Raw genomic sequence first — 17,279 nt, 5'->3', positions numbered from 1 at the left:
GGCATGGGCGTACGACATGACGACGGCGAGCTCTCCCGACTCTGGGAGGAGCACCTGCACGCGCCGTTCCCGGCGGGCTTCCGGGGCGTCGACGTCGCGGGGGTGGATCTGGTCCTGCTCGACTCGGACACCGCGGGCCTCGTCCAGTGCGAACTGGGTGGTGGTCTCGGTGACGACGCCGTCGCGACCCTCTGGTTCTGCGTCACGCGCCTGGACGAGGTCCTGCCGCTGATCGACGACCCCTGTTGCGCGGGGTACTACGAGCGCCTGCGGAGGGCGGCGGGAGTCGTGGCGGCGCGCTACCTGCCCGCCGCGACCTGACGCCCGCTCGTCCTGCTTCCGGTCACTTCCGCCAGAACAGGTGGTGTGTCACCCCGCTCGGGCTCGGTACGACCTCCAGGTGGAAGCGGTCCCGGAGGTCGTCCGGGGAGTCCCACAGGCGGAGGCCGGTGCCGAGTTTCACCGGGGAGACGGCGACGTGGAGGGTGTCGACGAGGTCCGCGTCCAGGAACTGGCGGACCGTGCTGACGCCGCCGCCGAGGCGGACGTCCTTGCCCTGGGCGGCCTCGCGCGCCTGCGCGAGCACGGCGGCCGGCTCGCCGGAGACGAAGTGGAACGTGGTGTCCGAGAGGGTGATCGAGGGGCGGGTGTGGTGGGTCAGCACGAACACCGGGGTGTGGAAGGGCGGTTCGTCGCCCCACCAGCCCTGCCACTCGTGGTCCTGCCAGGGCCCCCGCTGCGGCCCGAACTTGTTGCGGCCCATGATCTCCGCGCCGATGTTGCGCGAGAAGTCCCGCGTGAAGTAGTCGTCCAGCCCCCGGCTCCCGCCCGGATCGGTCCGATTGGGCCAGCTCGCCGTCGCCCCCGCCCAGGCGAACAGCGTCTCGGGCCCCACGGGCAGCCCGAACGGATTCTCCAGACTCTGCTCGGCGTCGGGCCCCGCGCCGATCCCGTCACTGGAGACCATGAAGTTCTGCACCCGCAGTAGCTGAGTCACGGGATCCTCCTGATGCTGTCGACAACGCTGATGAGACTCTCCCGACCGACAGAACTCATCGCAAGCACGGGGGCTACCTGCCGACGACGCAGACGCGCGGTTCCTCAGTCGTGGAAGAACAGCTCAAGGTCCTCGACGGACCCCGGCCCTGTGAGGAAGCCCTCGGCCTTCGCGATCTCGCCCTCGGGCGGCGGCTCGCCCTTCAGGAACCGCCGCATCCAGATCTCTCCCTGCTCGCCGACCGCGTAGATGCCGGACAGCAACTCGGCCATGCCCGCCGGACGCGGCGGCCGACACCCGGCGACCGGCCGGAGCACCCACCCGCCCGACCGCGCGGCGAGCCGCAGCACCCCCGCCCAGTTCGCGATCCTCCCGATGCGCACATGCCACGAGTCCTCGGTGAACGGGGCCGTCCGCCCGCCGTGGAGCGGGTTGGTCGCAGCGGTGATGTCCTTGATGACCTGCCGTTCCACGGCGTCACGGATCCAGCGCCCCGCCTGCGCCTCCTCGACGGCGGCGTCCCACCACTCCCATCCGCCGTCGAGCCGGGCCGCGAAGGTGTCCATGGCGTCAGGCTGCCACGCCACAAGCCGTGGAGGGGAACCCTCTAGTCCTCCAGCCCCTCCGCCGCCCGCTTCTCGCGGAGTTCCACGATCGCCCGTCGGCGTGCGAGGCGGTGGGTGCGGCGGATCTGGGCCTCCTGGTAGCGGCGGCGGTCCTTCTCCGTCTCCGGGAGGACCGGCGGGACCGCGCGCGGCTTCCCGTCCGCGTCCACGGCGGCGAACACCAGGTACGCCGACCCGACCTGCGTCGCCGGCGCCGACTCGTTCCAGCGTTCGGCGAGGACCCGTACGCCGACCTCCATGGAGGTCCGCCCGGTCCAGTTGACCTGTGCCTTCACATGGACGAGGTCGCCCACCCGCACCGGCTCCAGGAACGCCATCTCGTCCATGGACGCGGTTACCGCGGGCCCGCCGGAGTGCCGCCCGGCCACCGCGCCCGCCGCGTCGTCCACCAGCTTCATGATCACACCGCCGTGCACCGTACCCAGCAGGTTGGTGTCGTTGTGGGTCATGATGTGGCTCAGCGTGGTCCGGGACGCCGAGGTCGGCTTGCCCGGGATCTGCTCGGTTCCCGATTCCGGCGCGGTGGCCTGGTCTGTCATGGCCTCCACCTTATGCCGAGCTGCCATTCGCGGAATTTGTGTCAGCTTGGCAACAGCGCTGCCCTGATTTTCCGACGACCCTTGTATGGGACACAGCAGGTACCTGCACACTGGGCCCCATGAACGATTGGCCCGATGCATGGTCTGGCGACAACCGCGGCGACCGCTACGGACGCGGCAGCGCAGGCGCACAGCCCGAGGGCGCGCGCGTGATGCGGCAGGTCCGCCGCGGCCAGGCGCCGCCGTACGGAGGTGTGCCGCAGCAGCCGCCGCAGCCCTCGTACGTCAACGGCCAGGGCCATGGTGACTACGACGGGTACGACAGCGGTTACAACACCGGCCAGGTCTACGGCAGCCCCGGCGGCGGTGGCCACGACGGACCCGGCGACTACGGCGGCGGCCGCGGCCCGCGCCGCCCCGCGAACTGGCGCAAGCGGATCAAGTGGACCGCGATCGTCGTGATCACCGGGCTGATCGTGACGACCGTCGGCACCTACTTCTGGGCCGACTCCAAGCTCAACCGCGAGGTCGACCTCTCCAAGGTCATCGACCGGCCGGAGCAGGGCGACGGCACCAACTACCTGATCGTCGGCTCCGACAGCCGCGCCGGCCTCTCCTCGGAGCAGAAGAAGCAGCTGCACACCGGCTCCGCCGAGGGCAAGCGCACCGACTCGATGATGATCCTGCACACCGGCAGCAACGGCGACACACTGATCTCGCTGCCGCGTGACTCGGACGTGGAGATCCCGACCTTCGTGGGTTCCGAGTCCGGCAAGACGTACAAGGGCACGGGCCGGCACGTGAAGCTGAACGCCGCCTACGCCGAGGACGGCCCCGAGCTGCTGGTGCGCACGGTCGAGTACAACACCGGCCTGAAGATCGACCACTACGTCGAGATCGGCTTCGCCGGCTTCGCGAACATCGTGGACGCGGTCGGCGGTGTCGAGATCGACATCCCGAAGGGCGGCATGAAGGACACCAAGTCCGGTGCCGACTTCAAGGCGGGCAAGCAGACCCTCAACGGCGACCAGGCCCTCGCCTTCGTCCGTACCCGGTACGCCCTCGCGGGCTCCGACCTGGACCGCACGAAGAACCAGCAGAAGTTCCTCAACGCGCTCGCCAGCCAGGTCGCCACCCCGAGCACGATCCTCAACCCCTTCAAGCTCTACCCGACGATGGGCGCGGGCCTGGACTCGCTGATCGTCGACAAGGACATGAGCCTGTACGACCTGGCCTCCATGTTCTGGGCGATGAAGGGCGTCAACGGCGGTGACGGCACGTCGATGAACATGCCGATCTCCGGCTCCACCGGCGGCAACCTGCTGTGGGACAAGGCCAAGGTGAAGACCCTGGTCGACGAGCTGAAGAACGACGAGAAGGTCACGGTCTCCGGCAACTGAGCGCCGTACACGGAAGGGCCGGTCCCGGGAGGGGCCGGTCCTTCGTCATGTCCGCTCACCTGCGTCCGGCGACGATCCTCGGGTGCTTCTGCACCCGCCAGCCACCGGCGTCGTAGCCGAAGTTCTGCACCACGAGCCGCGGCTGCTGGAAGGCCGTCCCGTTCCCGCCGTTGAGCGCCTCCCACACCCCGGCGTTCCCGAACCCGACGACGTCGGCCCGCCGGTCACCGGTCAGGTCGGCGAGGAACCGCGGATGCCGCTCGACCCGCCAACCGCCCGCGACGTAGGCGAAGTTGGCGACGACCATCTGGGGGTTCTGGAAGGTGCCGTTGCCGTTGTTCAGCGACACCCAGACGCCCGCGTCGCCGAACCCCACGACGTCCGCGCGCCCATCCCCGGTCAGGTCCGCGAGGAACCGCGGGTGCTTCTCCACCCGCCAACCGCCCGCGACGTAGGCGAAGTTGGCGACGACCATCTGGGGGTTCTGGAAGGTCCCGTTGCCGTTGTTGAGCGACACCCACACCCCCGCGTCCCCGAACCCCACGATGTCCGCGCGCCCGTCCCCGGTCAGGTCGGCCAGGAACCGAGGATGCTTCTCCACCCGCCAACCCCCGGCCGCGTAACCGAAGTTCTGCACGACGAGCTGCGGTTGCTGGAAGGTGCCGTTGCCGTTGTTCAAAGACACCCACACGCCGGCGTCCCCGAAGCCGACGATGTCCGCGCGCCCGTCCCCGGTCAGGTCGGCGAGGAACCGCGGGTGTTTCTCGACGCGCCAACCTCCCGCGACGTAGGCGAAGTTGGCGACGACCATCTGCGGGTTCTGGAAGGTGCCGTTGCCGTTGTTGAGCGACACCCAGACGCCCGCGTCCCCGAACCCCACGATGTCCGCGCGCCCGTCGCCAGTCAGGTCGGCCAGGAACCGCGGATGCTTCTCCACCCGCCAACCACCCGCCACATACGCGAAGTTGCCCACGACCATCTGCGGCTGCCGGAAACCCCCGTTGCCGTTGTTCCGGGAGACCCACACGCCCGCGTCCCCGAAGCCGACGATGTCCGCGCGCCGGTCGCCGGTGATGTCCGCGAGGAAGCGCGGGTGTTTGGACGTACGCCAACCGCCCGCCTGGTAGGCGAAGTCGGCGACCGCCAACTGGGGTTGCGGGAAGCCTCCGTTGCCGTTGTTCAGGGACACCCAGACGCCCGCGTCGCCGAAGCCGACGATGTCGGCGCGTCCGTCGCCCGTCAGGTCGGCCTGGACGGTGGAGTCGGTCGGGAAGACCAGGGGGCTCGTGACCGCGCGGTAGGCGTTGACGCGGCCGCGGCCGAGCATGCCGGCGAACCCCGGGTTGGCCGCGTCCACGTCGTCGCAGGTGCTCTCGACGATCCGGCGGACCTGGTCGCCGCTGAGCTCGGGGTTGCGGGACCAGACCAGGGCGGCGACGCCGACGACATGCGGGGTCGCCATCGACGTGCCGTCCAGGAAGCGGTAGTTGCCGCCCAGGTACGTCGACCAGACGTTGACGCCGGGTGCGGCGACGTCGACGTTCGTGCCGAAGTTGGAGAACGAGGCACGGGCGTTGTTCTGGTCGAGGGCGGCGACCGCGATCACCTCGGGGTAGACGCCGGGATACTGCGGGGTCACGTCCGTGTTGGAGCCGTCGTTGCCGGCCGCGAAGCAGATCACCACGCCCGCGGCGACCGTGTCCTGGATCGCCGTACGGATGCCCGCGTGGTCGCCGCTGGTGCGCCAGGAGCAGTTGACGACGTAGCGGCGGTCGGGGTGGGCCTGGGCCTGGCCGCGTACATAGTTGATGGCGTCGGCGCGGTTGTCGTTCATGCCCGAAGTCAGGTTGATGCGCAGCGGCATGATCCGGCAGCCCGGCGCGGCCCCGATGACCCCGATCTTGTTGTCGACGGCCGCGATGGTCCCGGCGACATGGCTGCCGTGGCCGTCGTCGTCCTCGGGCACGCCGTCGCCCGCGTCGGAGAAGTCCCAGTCCTCCGTGCCGCGCGGCAGGAAGTTGTCCGCGAGGTCGGGGTGGGCGAGGTTGGCGCCGGTGTCGATGACGGTGACGACGATGTTCGGGTCGCCGCGGGTGAGGTCCCAGGCGTCCGTGACGGCGATGTCGACGCCCGCGGTGCCGACGACGCCGTCGACGGACTGGCCGGTGTTGCGCAGGCCCCACAGCCGCCCGAAGTCCGGGTCGTCGGGGAAGTAGGCGAGCGCGTCGTCGAAGCCGGCCTCGGACGGCTCGGCGAAGCGGACCTCCTCCAGGTCGGAGAACTCCCTGATGGTCTCGAAGAGTTCGTGTCCCTCGGGCACCTTCAGGGTGTAGGCGCCCGGGGTGCGGCGGGCGGCGGCGACGCCGCTGCCGTGCTCCGCGATGATGTGCTCGGCCCGCTCCGTGCCGACCTCGGGCCGGAACTGGACGGAGAACTCGCCGGGCACGAAGTACCGGGAGGCGCCGTTCTCGTCGATCATCACCGGCAGCGCGTCGGTGACCTCCGGCTGCTCCCGGAGCGCGGCCGCGTCGGTGTCGGCGGCCGGGTCGAGATAGACCGCGGCGAACCCGCGGACGAGGTTGTAGCCCCGGCTGACCGAGAGCAGCGGCTCGGCGGCGACCAGGCCGTCGAGGGTGGCGCCCGTGGCGTCGGCGGGCAGCCGCACCATGGCCTCGCTCCCGGACGCCCGGAAGGTCCTGCGCTCGCCGCTGGCCTTGTCGACGTAACTGAACTCGGAACCCGCTGACGTGCTGGTACCGCTCATGACGTGCCCCCGTTGTCGCTGGAACTACCCCCGTTGCGGGCGACCCGGCCCCGGCTGCCCCCAGGAGGCCGGCGGGTCGCGACCGATGCGGGACCACCCTCCTCCTCGCACCCCGGCCCGCCTAGGCCCGCGCCCGGGAAGCCCCCGCAGATACGCCGACTGACCGACCTCCCGCGCGGTGCCCGTCGTAGCGCTGCCCGGACGGGCCGGCCAGGGGCGAGGGCACCCCGCCGGGTGCCCTCGGACCGTGCCGGACGACCGGTGTCACATCGTCATGCCCGCCATCGTGCGGCAGGTCTGCACGCAGCGGCGGCACGCCTCGGCGCAGCGCGCCATCTGGGGGTCGTCCGGCATGCTCATACACGCCTCCGCGCACATCTCGCACGCCTTGGCGCACATCGCGCACATCTCCGCGTGCAGGGGCGAGCGGCGCATCATCATGTCCGCGCACATCCGGGTCGTCTCCGCGCAGTCGATGAGCGCCCGCATGATCTGCATCTGCGCCTGGCCGCCCTTCTGCATGCAGGAGCTCATGGTCTCCTCGCAGACGCTGTGGCAGTCCATGCACGCGTCGACGCAGTCCTGCATCTCCTTGCTCATCGCGGACATGCTCTCGGCCTGGGTCATGGCTCCTCCTGGGGGACGCGGAGCCCGGGGCGGGCCCCGTGTCCTTCCGTTCCTACGCCTGTCCCACGCCGGACGCCATCGGGCGGACGCGAACAATTCCGCCCGAAACCACTACGCGCACCCCACCTCGTCCCCCGTCACCACCCCGAACTCCCCCCTCGTCACGTCCTCCGCCCGTACCTTCCGTACCCGCTCGAAGTCCGCCCCCGCGACCACCTTGAGCAGCGGCCCCTGGCCCCTGACCGCGCGCAGTTCGCTGCCCGGGAGGGCCGTCGCCAGGGAGCGGGCGGAGCGGTCCCAGCGGGGGTCGTAGAGGACGACCGTGCGCTTGGCCGTGCGGGCGGTCGCGTTCGTGGGGTTGCCGGTCGTGCGGAAGCCGGTCGCCGCGAGCGCCGCGTCGACCCGCTGCCCGAGCCCCCCGGTGGCGGTGCCGTTCTCGACCTGGACGCGGATCTGCTGGGGGGCGACGGGGACGATCAGCGCCTTGGACGCGGGCTTGTGGACGGCGAGCGGCTTGTCGTCGCGCAGGGCCCTGAACAGGCGCTCGGACTTCACCGGGTCCCACTTCAGCGTGGAGCCGACGCCCTTGACGAGGTAGCCCATCCGTCCGATCGGCACGGTCGTGAACTCCGAGGAGGAGGGGGAGAAGTTGCGCATCGCCCGGCCGAGGTCGAGCAGTTCGTCCGTGCCGAAGCCCTTGTCGGCGCGTACGGAGCCGAGGACCGCCCGGGTCACGTCGCGGAACTTCATCGGGTTCAGCAGGATCCCGGAGGAGGTCGCCCGGTCGACGAGCGCGGCCAGGAACCGCTGCTGGCGCTTCATCCGGCCGAGGTCCGAGGAGCCGTCGGCGTGCCGGGAGCGGACGTACTGGAGGGCCTGGCCGCCCATGAGGTGATGCCGGCCGGGGGGCAGGTTCAGGCCGGTGTAGGAGTCCTTGAGCGGATCCGCGTTGCAGATCTCGACCCCGCCGAGGACGTCCACCGTCTTCATGAAGCTGGTGAAGTCGACCTCCAGGTAGTGGTCGATCTTCACGTGGGTCATCGTCTCCACGGTCCGGACCGTCAGCTGCGGGCCGCCCTCCGCGTAGGCCGCGTTGAGCTTGATGGGGTGCCCGTGGTGGTGCTCTCCGGTGGTGCGGTCGGTGTGCGCGGGCGTCATCGCGTACGAGTCGCGCGGCAGGCTCACCACGCTCGCCCGCTCCCGGTCCTCCGAGATGTGCACGATCATGATCGTGTCGGTGCAGTGGCAGGGCGCGCCGCCCAGCCGGTACTTCTGGCGCTCCGCCTTCGTGATCCTGTCGCGGCCGTCCGTGCCGACCAGCAGGACGTTCATGCCGTGGCCCGCGCGCGGCCGGTTCTTCATGTCCTTGAAGGGGTCCACGCGCGCGATGTCCGCGTCCAGGCTGGTGACCACCGCGTGCCCGATCCCGGCCGAGGCGAGCACCACGACCGACAGGGTGGTCACCGCCCGCATGGCCCAGCGCGGCTTCCTGCGCCGGACGGGGGGCCGGGGGCGGCGCTGCGGGCGGCGGGCGGCGGGGGAGCGGGGCGGCGTGGCGGGCATGGGGGGACACCTCCGCGAGGGGCCGTACGAGGGATCGTGAGCACCGTAGGCCCATACGATCTGCGACCCCGCCCGCCGCCCCGGGCGGGGCGAGCGCTGTCCCCCGTTCGCGGTAACGTGAGCCCCCTATGAACGCAAAGCCCGACGTGCAGCTCCCCGCCGTGTCTGTGATCATGCCCGTCCTCAACGAGGAGCGGCATCTGCGCGGAGCCGTCCAAGCGATCCTCGCGCAGGAGTACGGCGGCGAGATGGAGGTCGTGATCGCCATCGGTCCGTCCACGGACCGTACGGACGAGATCGCGGCCCAGCTCGTGGCCGAAGACGCACGGGTGCACACCGTGCCCAACCCCACCGGCCGCACCCCCGCCGCCCTCAACGCCGCGATCAAGGCCTCCCGCCACCCGATCGTCGTCCGCGTCGACGGCCACGGCATGCTCTCGCCGAACTACATCGCGACCGCCGTACGGCTCCTGGAGGAGACCGGCGCGCAGAACGTCGGCGGGATCATGCACGCCGAGGGCGAGACGGCGTGGGAGGAGGCGGTCGCCGCCGCGATGACCTCCAAGATCGGGGTGGGCAACGCGGCCTTCCACACGGGGGGTGAGGCGCAGGCCGCCGAGACCGTGTACCTCGGTGTCTTCCGGCGCGAGGCGCTGGAGCAACAGGGCGGCTACAACGAGGAGTTCATCCGCGCCCAGGACTGGGAGCTGAACTTCCGGATCCGTGAGGCCGGCGGGCTGATCTGGTTCTCGCCGGAGCTGAAGGTGTCGTACCGGCCGCGGCCTTCGGTGAAGGCGTTGGCCAAGCAGTACAAGGACTACGGCCGTTGGCGGCACGTCGTCGCCCGCTACCACGAGGGCTCCATCAACCTGCGCTACCTCGCCCCGCCGACCGCCGTCTGCGCCATCGCGGCCGGGATCGTCGTCGGCGCGGTGCTGACCCCGCTGGGCTTCGTGATCCCCGGCGGCTATCTCGCGGCGATCGTGCTGGGCTCGCTGCCCGCCGGGAAGGGGCTCTCCCTGAAGGCGCGGCTCCAGATCCCCGTCGCGCTGGCCACCATGCACATGTCGTGGGGCTTCGGCTTCCTGACCAGTCCGAAGTCGCTGGCCCGGCGGGTCATCGCCTCGCGACGGCCCGCCGTGCTCAACAAGGTGTGAGACGCGTCACGAAGATGTGAAACGCGTCACCCAATGAACCCGGGGCTCACCAGGTGAACCCCGGGTTCACGTGCATACAGGCCGAGTCGTCCGCGCCGTTGAGGGCCTCCGCCGACTCGGGGGTCGTGTTGTCCTCCTTGGGCGCCTTGTACGTCGTACCCGAGCGCCAGTCCGCGCCCACCACGAGCGTGACGCCGGAGACCTCGGTGGACTTCTTCACCGAACTCATCGGGATGCCCAGGGACTTGGCGACCGCCTGGGCGTCGCCCTCCAGGTCGGCGCTCGGGTAGCGGACGACGGTCGTCGCCTGGCTCAGGGAGCCCGAGCCGTCGTACGACGCCCGGGTGTAGCCCTTGTCCTTGAGCAGCCCGGCGACCGTGCTCGCCCGGCCGTTCACCGCGGCCAGCGAGGTGGTGCGGGTGCCGTTCTCGACCAGGACCCCGATCTCGTTCTTCGCGGCGGCCGCGTCGGAGGAGGCCGCCTCGGCCTCGGCGGTCTTGTCGGAGGTCGCCTGCTTCGCGTCCTTGCCGTCCAGCGCGATGTCCTCGCGCACCAGCCGGAACAGCGTCTCGGCGTCCTCGGTGGGCTCCACGCGCGCGCCGACGTAACGGTTCGGCATGGTCGTCATCGTGATGCGCGACGGCTCCACCTTGCGCAGCTCGTTGCTGAGGTCGTACAGCTCCTTGACGGTGCCCAGGCCCGGGTCGACGGTGAGCGCCTTCGTGGCCTGCTCGGCCAGCTTGCGCAGCTTGTTGGGGCTGCTCATCGTCGCGTTGGCGCGCAACTCGCGGACCAGGGAGTTCATGTACATGTGCTGGGCCTTGGCGCGGGCCAGGTCGCTGCCGTCCTCGAAGCCGTAGCGGGTGCGCAGCCACTGCAGGGCCTGTACGCCCTTGATCGAGGTGGTGCCCTTCCTCAGCTTCAGTCCGGACCCGTGGCCCGCGCTGTCGCGGGAGAGGATGTTGGCGTCGACGCACACCGGGACGCCGCCGACGGCGTCCGCCATGGAGACCACGCCCGAGAAGTCGACCATCATGAAGTGGTCGATGTGGATGCCGGTCAGCTCCTGCCAGGTGGCGACCGTACAGCCCGGGCCGCCGTGGCCGAGGCTCTGGTTGGCCATCGCACGGCCGTCGCTGGCCGCGTACACCTTGCCGTCGTCCGGGTCGGTGCACTTGGGGATCTGTACGAGGGTGTCGCGGGGCATGCTGACGACCGAGAGGTTGGTGCGGTCGGCCGAGAGGTGCAGCAGCATCTGCACGTCCGCGAGGGGAGCGGAGCCGAAGGTCTCCTTGGCGCCGCCGAGGTCCTGGTTCTCCTTGCTGTCCCGCGCGTCGGAGCCGATCAGCAGGATGTTCAGCGGGGTCTGGCCGGCCTCGTTGGGCGTCGGCTCGGCGACCTTGTCGTCACCGAGGTTCAGGTCGTCCTGCTCGATGTTGGAGTTGAGGTGCCGGTAGTAGAGGTAGCCGGTGCCCGCGGCCGCGAGTATCAGCACCGCGAGCGTGGCCGCGGACCATCTCAGCACCCGGTGCTTGCGCGGTGCCCGCCGGCTGCCGCCGCCCTCGCCCTTGTCGGTCTCCGGCACGGCTTCGCGCACGCTGTACTGCGTCGTCAACTTCCCAGTCCTCCCCACCCACCCGACCCGCACACCACGGCACGGGCCCACCGCGTCTTAGACCTACGACGGGCCCGTCAGGTTGCCCTACGACCCTGTGAGTACACCCGCCCTCCGGCGAAGCCCCCTCGACCACCCGGCCGGGGCAGCCCTGCGGGGCGTCCACGGCAACCCTTCGAGGCGGCCGGGACAGCGTCGCGAGGCGGTCGGGACAGGCGCGCGAGGCGCCTACGGCAACGTGCCGACGGCTTGCGTCAGCTGCGTAGGACTGGCTGCCGCACCGCGCCGACGGCCTGCGTCAGCCCCGCGCGACCGGCTGCCGCGACTCCCCGGCCGCTGCCCCGACCTGAGCGACGGCCCGGCGGCCCGCCGCGAACGGTCACGACAACGTCGTAGACCGACGCGCCGTAGCGGATCCGCCGCCGGTACCCGACGTCCGGCCCCGACACCCGTCGCCGGCCCCGGCACCCGACGCCCGCACCCGGCATTGGCACCCGGCACCCGACGCCCCTCACCGGCCCCCGGCGGAGCCGTCAGCTTGCGCACTTCTCCTGGTCCGCCGTGGACTTGTCCACGCCCGCCGCCGAGGCCGCGGAGGAGTTCTGCTTGACGCCCGCGCCCTTGTAGTCCTTGCCGAGGATCAGGGTGATGGCGGGCAGGCCCTGGGAGTTGAGGACGCTCTTGCCGGGCTTCATGGCCGAGCCGGGCAGGCCCATGATGTCCGCGAGCCGGCGCGCCTGGTCGGCCTGGTCGGGGGCGTACTCCAACGTCGTCTTCGCCTGCTTGACCTCGAGGTTGCCCGCGTTCTCGGACTTCAGCACCCCCTCCTCGGTCTGGAGGTAGGTCAGCGTCTGCTGCGCGCTGCCCGGCGCCGCACCCCCGTTGATGATGCGCACCCGCACCTCGGAGGCCTCCGACTTCGTGCCCTTGAGGCGCGCGGCGACCGCGGCCGCCTCCTTCTTCTTCTGGGCCGCGACCTCGGTGAAGGAGACGTCGCCGTTGATCGCGTCGAACACCGCCGGGGCCCGCGAGTCGTCGATGACCACCGTCACCGGCGTCGGCTCGGCCGGGTTGTCCTTCACCGGGATCGTCATGAAGGTGATGTTCTTCGGCGGCACCTTCTTCAGCTCCAGGGCGATGTCCTTGAGCGTCCCGACGTTGCCGATCGCGCTGTCCACGGTCAGCGCGTTCGTCGCGGCCTCCGCCAGCTTCAGCAGCTTGGAGGGGTTGGTGAGGGTGTCGCCGGAGGCCATCTTGCGCATCAGCGAGCCCAGGAACTGCTGCTGCACCTTGATCCGGTCCAGGTCGCCCTGGTTGCCGAAGGCGTGCCGGGTCCGGACGAAGGCGAGGGCCTGCTCGCCCTCCACCGTCGACTTGCCCGCGGGCAGCACCAGCTTGGACTGCTTGTCGTTCACCGCCTCCTCGACACAGACCTCGACCCCGCCCACCGCCGACGTCAGCGTCTTGACCGCGTTGAAGTCGGCCATCACGAAGTGGTCGGGCTTGATGCCGGTGGCCGCCTCGACCGTACGCATCGTGCAGCCCGCGTCCCGGCCGTCCTGGCCGAGGCTGGTGTTGAAGCGCTTGTCCTCGGTTCCCGCGACGGTCTTCGTGGTGCCGTCCTCCTGCTTGGTCTCGCAGTCCGGGATGTCCACGATCAGGTCGCGCGGGATGCTCATCGCGGTCGCGTTCGTCCGGTCCTTGGAGACGTGCAGCAGGATGTTGGTGTCGGCGTGGCCGACGCTGCCCTTGTCGCCGTAGCCCTCGTTGCCCTCGCCGGTGCGCTTGTCGGTGCCGATGACCAGGATGTTGAAGGCCTCGTCTTTGCTGAAGCTGCTCGCGGCGGCGTCACCGACGTCCGTCGTGCCGATGTTGCCCTCGAGGTGCTTCAGATAGAAGTAGCCGCCCGTGGCACCGGCGACCAGCACGAACGCCATCGTGCCGCCGGTCCACAGCAGGGCCTTCTTGGCCTTCGACTGCTTCTTGACCGGCCGCCGCCCGCGCCGCCCCGGCAGCGGCTCCTCGGGCACCCCCCGCCGCCTGCGCGGCGGCGGCACCTCCCGGCCGGGGGCGCGCGGCGGCGCCGTACGACCGCCGACCGCGCCCGGGACGGGGGCCGCCGCTCTGCGGGGACTCGGGACGGCCGACTGCGGAGCGAAAGGAGTCAGTCGCAGCTCGTATTCGCCGGTGTTCGGATTGAGTACCCACTGGTCGGCAGGATCGATGTCCTCCGCCCGCCCTCGGCCTTGTGCGTCCACGGTTGTCCGAAACCTCCGTCACGGCCACGTAATGACAAACCCCACGACCCTACAACGAGTACGTACGTCACAGCCGCCCCGTTCGACTACCACCGGTAGGGCGCGTAGACGTCCATGCACTTGCCGGTGTCCGAGCCGTTGATCTCGTCGGAGGTGCCGGGCAGGTCACCGGCCCGGGGAGCGGACTCCTTCGGATATGCCGTGCCCTCACGCCAGTCACTGCCCACGAAGAGCGTGACTCCGCTCACGTCGGTCGACCTCTTCACCGAACTCAGCGGAATACTAAGGGACTTGGCAACCTCCTGGGCATCGCCCTCCAGATCCGCGCTCGGGTAGCGCACCACGGTCCGCTCCTCCGACAGCGCTCCCGAGTCCGCTACGGCCTTGCTGTAGCCCTTCCCGACGAGGACCCGGGCGAGCGTGCCCGCGCGGCCGTCGACGGGACCCAGCGTCGAGGAGCGGGTGGCGTTCCTCACGAGGACACCGATCTCGTCCTTCGCGGCGGCGGGGTCCTGCGAGGCCTTCGTGCCGTCCGCCTTCTTCTTCCCGGATGTCGAGCCTTTGTCGTCGAAGGGCACGTCGTCCCGGAGCATCGCCCACATCTTCTCGGCGTCGGCGCCCGCCGGCACGAGGTGGTTCTCGTTCTGCGGGTCCTCGACGGTCGGCATGGTCGTCATGGTGATCCGGTCGGTCGGCACCGTCCTGAGCTGCGTGCCCAGGTCGTACAGCTTCTTGACCGAGCCGATCTCCTCGGAGACCGTGAGCGACTTGGTGGCCGCCTCGGCGAGACCCATCAGCCGGCCGGTGTCGGTGAAGACGTTCTGCTGCTTCAGCGTGCGGATCATCGAGTTCAGGTACATGTGCTGGGCGCGGGCCCGCAGCGGGTCGCTGCCCCAGGCGTGCCGGGTACGCAGCCACTGCAGCGCCTGCTCGCCCTGGACCTTCTTGCGGCCGGCCTTCATCTTCAGTCCGGAGCCGCCGGACACGCGGGGGAGCGGGCGGTCCCACACGTTCTGCCGCACACAGACCTCGACACCGCCGATGGCGTCCGCCATCCGCACCACGCCCGCGAAGTCGATCGTCATCCAGTGGTCGATGTAGACGCCGGTGAGGTTCTGCCAGGTGGTCAGCGTGCAGCCGGCTCCGCCGCGGGCCAGCGAGGTGTTGATGATGTCGTTGGTCGCCGGGTACTTGGTGCCGGTCTTCGGGTCCGTGCACTTCGGGATGTCCACCCGGGTGTCGCGGGGGATGCTCACCACCGCCGCGCTCTTGCGGTCCGCGGCGAGGTGGATCAGCATCTGCACGTCGCCCAGCGGCGGGTTGCCGCGGTCGTCCCGGCTGCCGCCGAGTCTGACGTTCGCGGCGGAGGCCCGGCTGTCGGAGCCGATCAGCAGGATGTTCAGCGGGGTCTGCCCGGCGGCGTTCGGCGCGGCCCTGCGCGCCTTGGAGTCGCCGCTGGCGCGCTCACCCTTGGTGATGTTGCCGTTGAGGTGGCGGTAGTAGGCGTACCCGCAGCCGGCCACCCCGAGTATCAGCACCGCGAGCGTGCTCGCCGACCATCTCAGCACCCGGTGCTTGCGTTTGGCAGCCCGACGCCGTCCCTGGACCATCCCCGTCTCCCCACCCTCACGCGCCCCACACGCGAAAAGACCTGTCCTACGCCCCGTAAGACGTAAGACAGGCCCTTCAGGTCAACTCACTTGGCGCACTCGACCTTGTCCGCCGTGGACTGCTGCACCCCCTCCGGGGCCTTGGTGGCGGCCGTGAGGGAGACGCCCGCGCCCTTGAAGTCCTTGCCGAGGATCAGCGTGATGGCGGGCAGGCCCTGGGAGTTGATGACACTCTTGCCCGGCTTCATCGCCGTACCGGGCAGGCCCATGAGGTCCGCGAGGCGCCGGGCCTGGTCGGCCTGGTCGGGGGCGTACTCCAGGGTCGTCTTCGCCTGCTTGACCTCGGTGTTGCCCGCGTTCTCGGACTTGAGCACGCCCTCCTCGTTCTGGAGGTACTCCAGCTCGCCCTGCGCGCTGCCGGCCGGCGCACCGCCGTTGAGGATCCGCACCCGTATGTCGGAGGCGGCCGACTTGGTGCCCTTGAGGCGCGCCGCCGCCTGCGCGGCCGCCGCGTCCTTGGACGCCTCCGCCTTCTTCTTGACCTCGGTGAACGACACGTCGTTCTTGATCATGTCGAAGACCGTGGGCGCCGTGGAGTCGTTGAGGACGACGGTCGCCTTCACCTTCTCCGCCGGGTTGTCGACCACCGGCACGGTGGTGAAGGTGAGGTTCTTGACGTTGAGCTTGCCCAGCTCCAGACCGAGGTCCTTCAGCTTGCCGATGCTGTCCAGCTGCGAGTCGACGGTCAGCGCCTTGGTGCCCGCCTCCGCCAGCTTCAGCATCTTCGCCGGGTTGGTCAGCGTGTCGTTCGACTTCAGCTTGCGCATCAGCGCGCTCAGGAACTGCTGCTGGAGCCCGATCCGGCTCAGGTCACCGCCGAAGCCGACCGAGTGCCGGGTGCGCACGAAGGCGAGCGCCTGCTCACCGGAGATCGTGTGCGTGCCCTTCGACAGCTTCAGATGCGAGTCCGCGTCGTCGATGTCCTTGGCCAGACAGACCTCGACCCCGCCCACCGCCGAGGTCAGCGTCTTGACCGCGTTGAAGTCGGCCACCATGAAGTTGTCGGCCTGGATCCCGGTCAGCTCGGTGACGGTGCGCACCGTGCAGCTCGGCGTACGGCCGTCCTGGCCGAGGCTGGTGTTGAAGCGGACGTCGTCCGTGCCCGGGATGACCTTCGTGGAGCCGTCCTCCTGTGTGGTCGGGCAGTCGGGGACGTCGACGATCAGGTCGCGCGGGATGCTCAGCGCGGTCGCGTTCGTCCGGTCCTTGGAGACGTGCAGCAGGATCGTGGTGTCCGCGTGGCCGACGCTGCCCGCGTCGCCGTACTTCGTGTTGCCCTCGCCGGTGCGCTTGTCGGTGCCGATCAGCAGGATGTTGATCGCCTTGTCCGTCTGGAAGCCACCGGTGCTCGCACCGTCGTCGGAGAGGGCGGTGATGTTGCCGTTGAGGTGCCGGATGTAGAGATAGCCGCCGCCCGCGACCGCGATCAGCACGACCGCCATCGTGCCGCCGGTCCACGCCAGTGCCTTCTTCGCCTTCGACTGCTTCTTGACCGGCCGACGCCCGCGCCGCCCCGGCAGCGGCTCCTCGGGCGCCCCCCGCCGTCTGCGCGGCGGCGGCACACCCCGGCCGGGGGCCACGGGAGTGGTCGTACGGCTGCCGGGTGCGGTCCTGCGCGGCGAGGGCACGGCCGACTGCGGTACGAAAGGAGTCAGTTGCAGCTCGTATTCACCGGTGCGCGGATTGAGCACCCACTGGTCTGCGGGGTCGATGTCACCCGCCTGTCCACGGCCTTGCGCGTCCACGGTTGCACACTAGCCGTCCGATTCCCCGGGAGGTTACGGCGGTGACATATTCCACGTCCCTACAACGGACAATCCGCCTATTTAACCGGACGTGTTGTCATCCACTTGGTGAACGCTTTACCCGCACACATCCTCGGCCGCCGTACTGCCCTGGAACGATTCCCGGTTCTTGGAGATTCCTGAAAGTTTTGGTTCGTCCTCCGTCACCGTCACCGGGGCATCCTTGCGCAGCCGTTCGAAAAGCCGCCGGGCCGCCGGTTGCGCGAGTTGGTCGCGATTGCGGTCGTGGATGTACGACTCCCTCGGCACGGTCAGGAA

13 protein-coding genes and 1 pseudogene are annotated in these 17,279 nt (G+C 70.1%); 3 read left to right on the top strand and 11 right to left on the bottom strand.

Translation table 11 applies throughout. The features are described 5' to 3' along the window. The first annotated feature begins 3 nt into the window (after window positions 1-3). Window positions 4-321 carry a hypothetical protein gene (locus ABZ896_RS28480; protein ID WP_360935108.1) on the top strand — a complete coding sequence of 106 codons (318 nt, stop codon included), beginning with the start codon at window positions 4-6 and terminating at the stop codon, window positions 319-321. 22 nt (window positions 322-343) lie between these two features. Here the strand turns inward: ABZ896_RS28480 and ABZ896_RS28475 are convergent, their stop codons facing one another. The 3 genes from ABZ896_RS28475 to ABZ896_RS28465 form a co-directional block, all read right to left on the bottom strand. Then, complete coding sequence (locus tag ABZ896_RS28475; RefSeq protein ID WP_360935105.1) at window positions 344-997, bottom strand: dihydrofolate reductase family protein; 654 nt, start codon at window positions 995-997, stop codon at window positions 344-346. Between the two features lie 104 nt (window positions 998-1,101). Continuing rightward, window positions 1,102-1,563, bottom strand: coding sequence for a hypothetical protein (locus tag ABZ896_RS28470; RefSeq protein ID WP_360935102.1), 462 nt, complete (start codon window positions 1,561-1,563; stop codon window positions 1,102-1,104). Between the two features lie 41 nt (window positions 1,564-1,604). Continuing rightward, window positions 1,605-2,189 (bottom strand): acyl-CoA thioesterase, encoded by a 585-nt coding sequence (locus ABZ896_RS28465; RefSeq protein WP_360935099.1) that lies wholly within the window; start codon window positions 2,187-2,189, stop codon window positions 1,605-1,607. Between the two features lie 92 nt (window positions 2,190-2,281). Here ABZ896_RS28465 and ABZ896_RS28460 point away from each other — a divergent pair, with 92 nt between their 5' ends. Continuing rightward, window positions 2,282-3,562, top strand: a complete 1,281-nt coding sequence (locus tag ABZ896_RS28460) for an LCP family protein (RefSeq protein WP_360935096.1) — start codon at window positions 2,282-2,284, stop codon at window positions 3,560-3,562. Window positions 3,563-3,617: 55 nt separating this feature from the next. Here the strand turns inward: ABZ896_RS28460 and ABZ896_RS28455 are convergent, their stop codons facing one another. From ABZ896_RS28455 to ABZ896_RS28445, 3 genes are all read right to left on the bottom strand, one after another. Beyond that, on the bottom strand, window positions 3,618-6,326 hold the full coding sequence (locus ABZ896_RS28455; RefSeq protein ID WP_360935093.1) for a S8 family serine peptidase: 2,709 nt from the start codon (window positions 6,324-6,326) through the stop codon (window positions 3,618-3,620). Window positions 6,327-6,590: 264 nt separating this feature from the next. Beyond that, entirely contained in the window at window positions 6,591-6,953 is a 363-nt protein-coding gene (locus ABZ896_RS28450) for a four-helix bundle copper-binding protein (protein WP_360935090.1), read from the bottom strand. A 111-nt stretch (window positions 6,954-7,064) separates the two neighbouring features. Next, window positions 7,065-8,516 carry an LCP family protein gene (locus ABZ896_RS28445; protein ID WP_360935087.1) on the bottom strand — a complete coding sequence of 484 codons (1,452 nt, stop codon included), beginning with the start codon at window positions 8,514-8,516 and terminating at the stop codon, window positions 7,065-7,067. 128 nt (window positions 8,517-8,644) lie between these two features. Here ABZ896_RS28445 and ABZ896_RS28440 point away from each other — a divergent pair, with 128 nt between their 5' ends. After that, window positions 8,645-9,673: a glycosyltransferase family 2 protein gene (locus ABZ896_RS28440; RefSeq protein ID WP_360935084.1), complete on the top strand. Its 1,029-nt coding sequence runs from the start codon at window positions 8,645-8,647 to the stop codon at window positions 9,671-9,673. Between the two features lie 46 nt (window positions 9,674-9,719). On the opposite strand, the gene ABZ896_RS28435 is transcribed toward ABZ896_RS28440, so the two are convergent. From ABZ896_RS28435 to ABZ896_RS28415, 5 genes and pseudogenes are all read right to left on the bottom strand, one after another. After that, complete coding sequence (locus ABZ896_RS28435; protein ID WP_360935192.1) at window positions 9,720-11,258, bottom strand: LCP family protein; 1,539 nt, start codon at window positions 11,256-11,258, stop codon at window positions 9,720-9,722. A 563-nt stretch (window positions 11,259-11,821) separates the two neighbouring features. Continuing rightward, window positions 11,822-13,546, bottom strand: a complete 1,725-nt coding sequence (locus ABZ896_RS28430; RefSeq protein WP_360935081.1) for an LCP family protein — start codon at window positions 13,544-13,546, stop codon at window positions 11,822-11,824. 86 nt (window positions 13,547-13,632) lie between these two features. Continuing rightward, window positions 13,633-15,156, bottom strand: a complete 1,524-nt coding sequence (locus ABZ896_RS28425) for an LCP family protein (RefSeq protein WP_360935078.1) — start codon at window positions 15,154-15,156, stop codon at window positions 13,633-13,635. An 86-nt stretch (window positions 15,157-15,242) separates the two neighbouring features. Then, entirely contained in the window at window positions 15,243-16,961 is a 1,719-nt protein-coding gene (locus ABZ896_RS28420; protein ID WP_360935075.1) for an LCP family protein, read from the bottom strand. A 117-nt stretch (window positions 16,962-17,078) separates the two neighbouring features. Next, window positions 17,079-17,279 (bottom strand): annotated as a pseudogene (locus ABZ896_RS28415) (LytR family transcriptional regulator); the annotation flags it as partial.

This window comes from Streptomyces sp. NPDC047072 (assembly GCF_040643855.1).
GTDB lineage: Bacteria > Actinomycetota > Actinomycetes > Streptomycetales > Streptomycetaceae > Streptomyces.
This window is presented reverse-complemented; position numbering and strand designations above follow the sequence as displayed.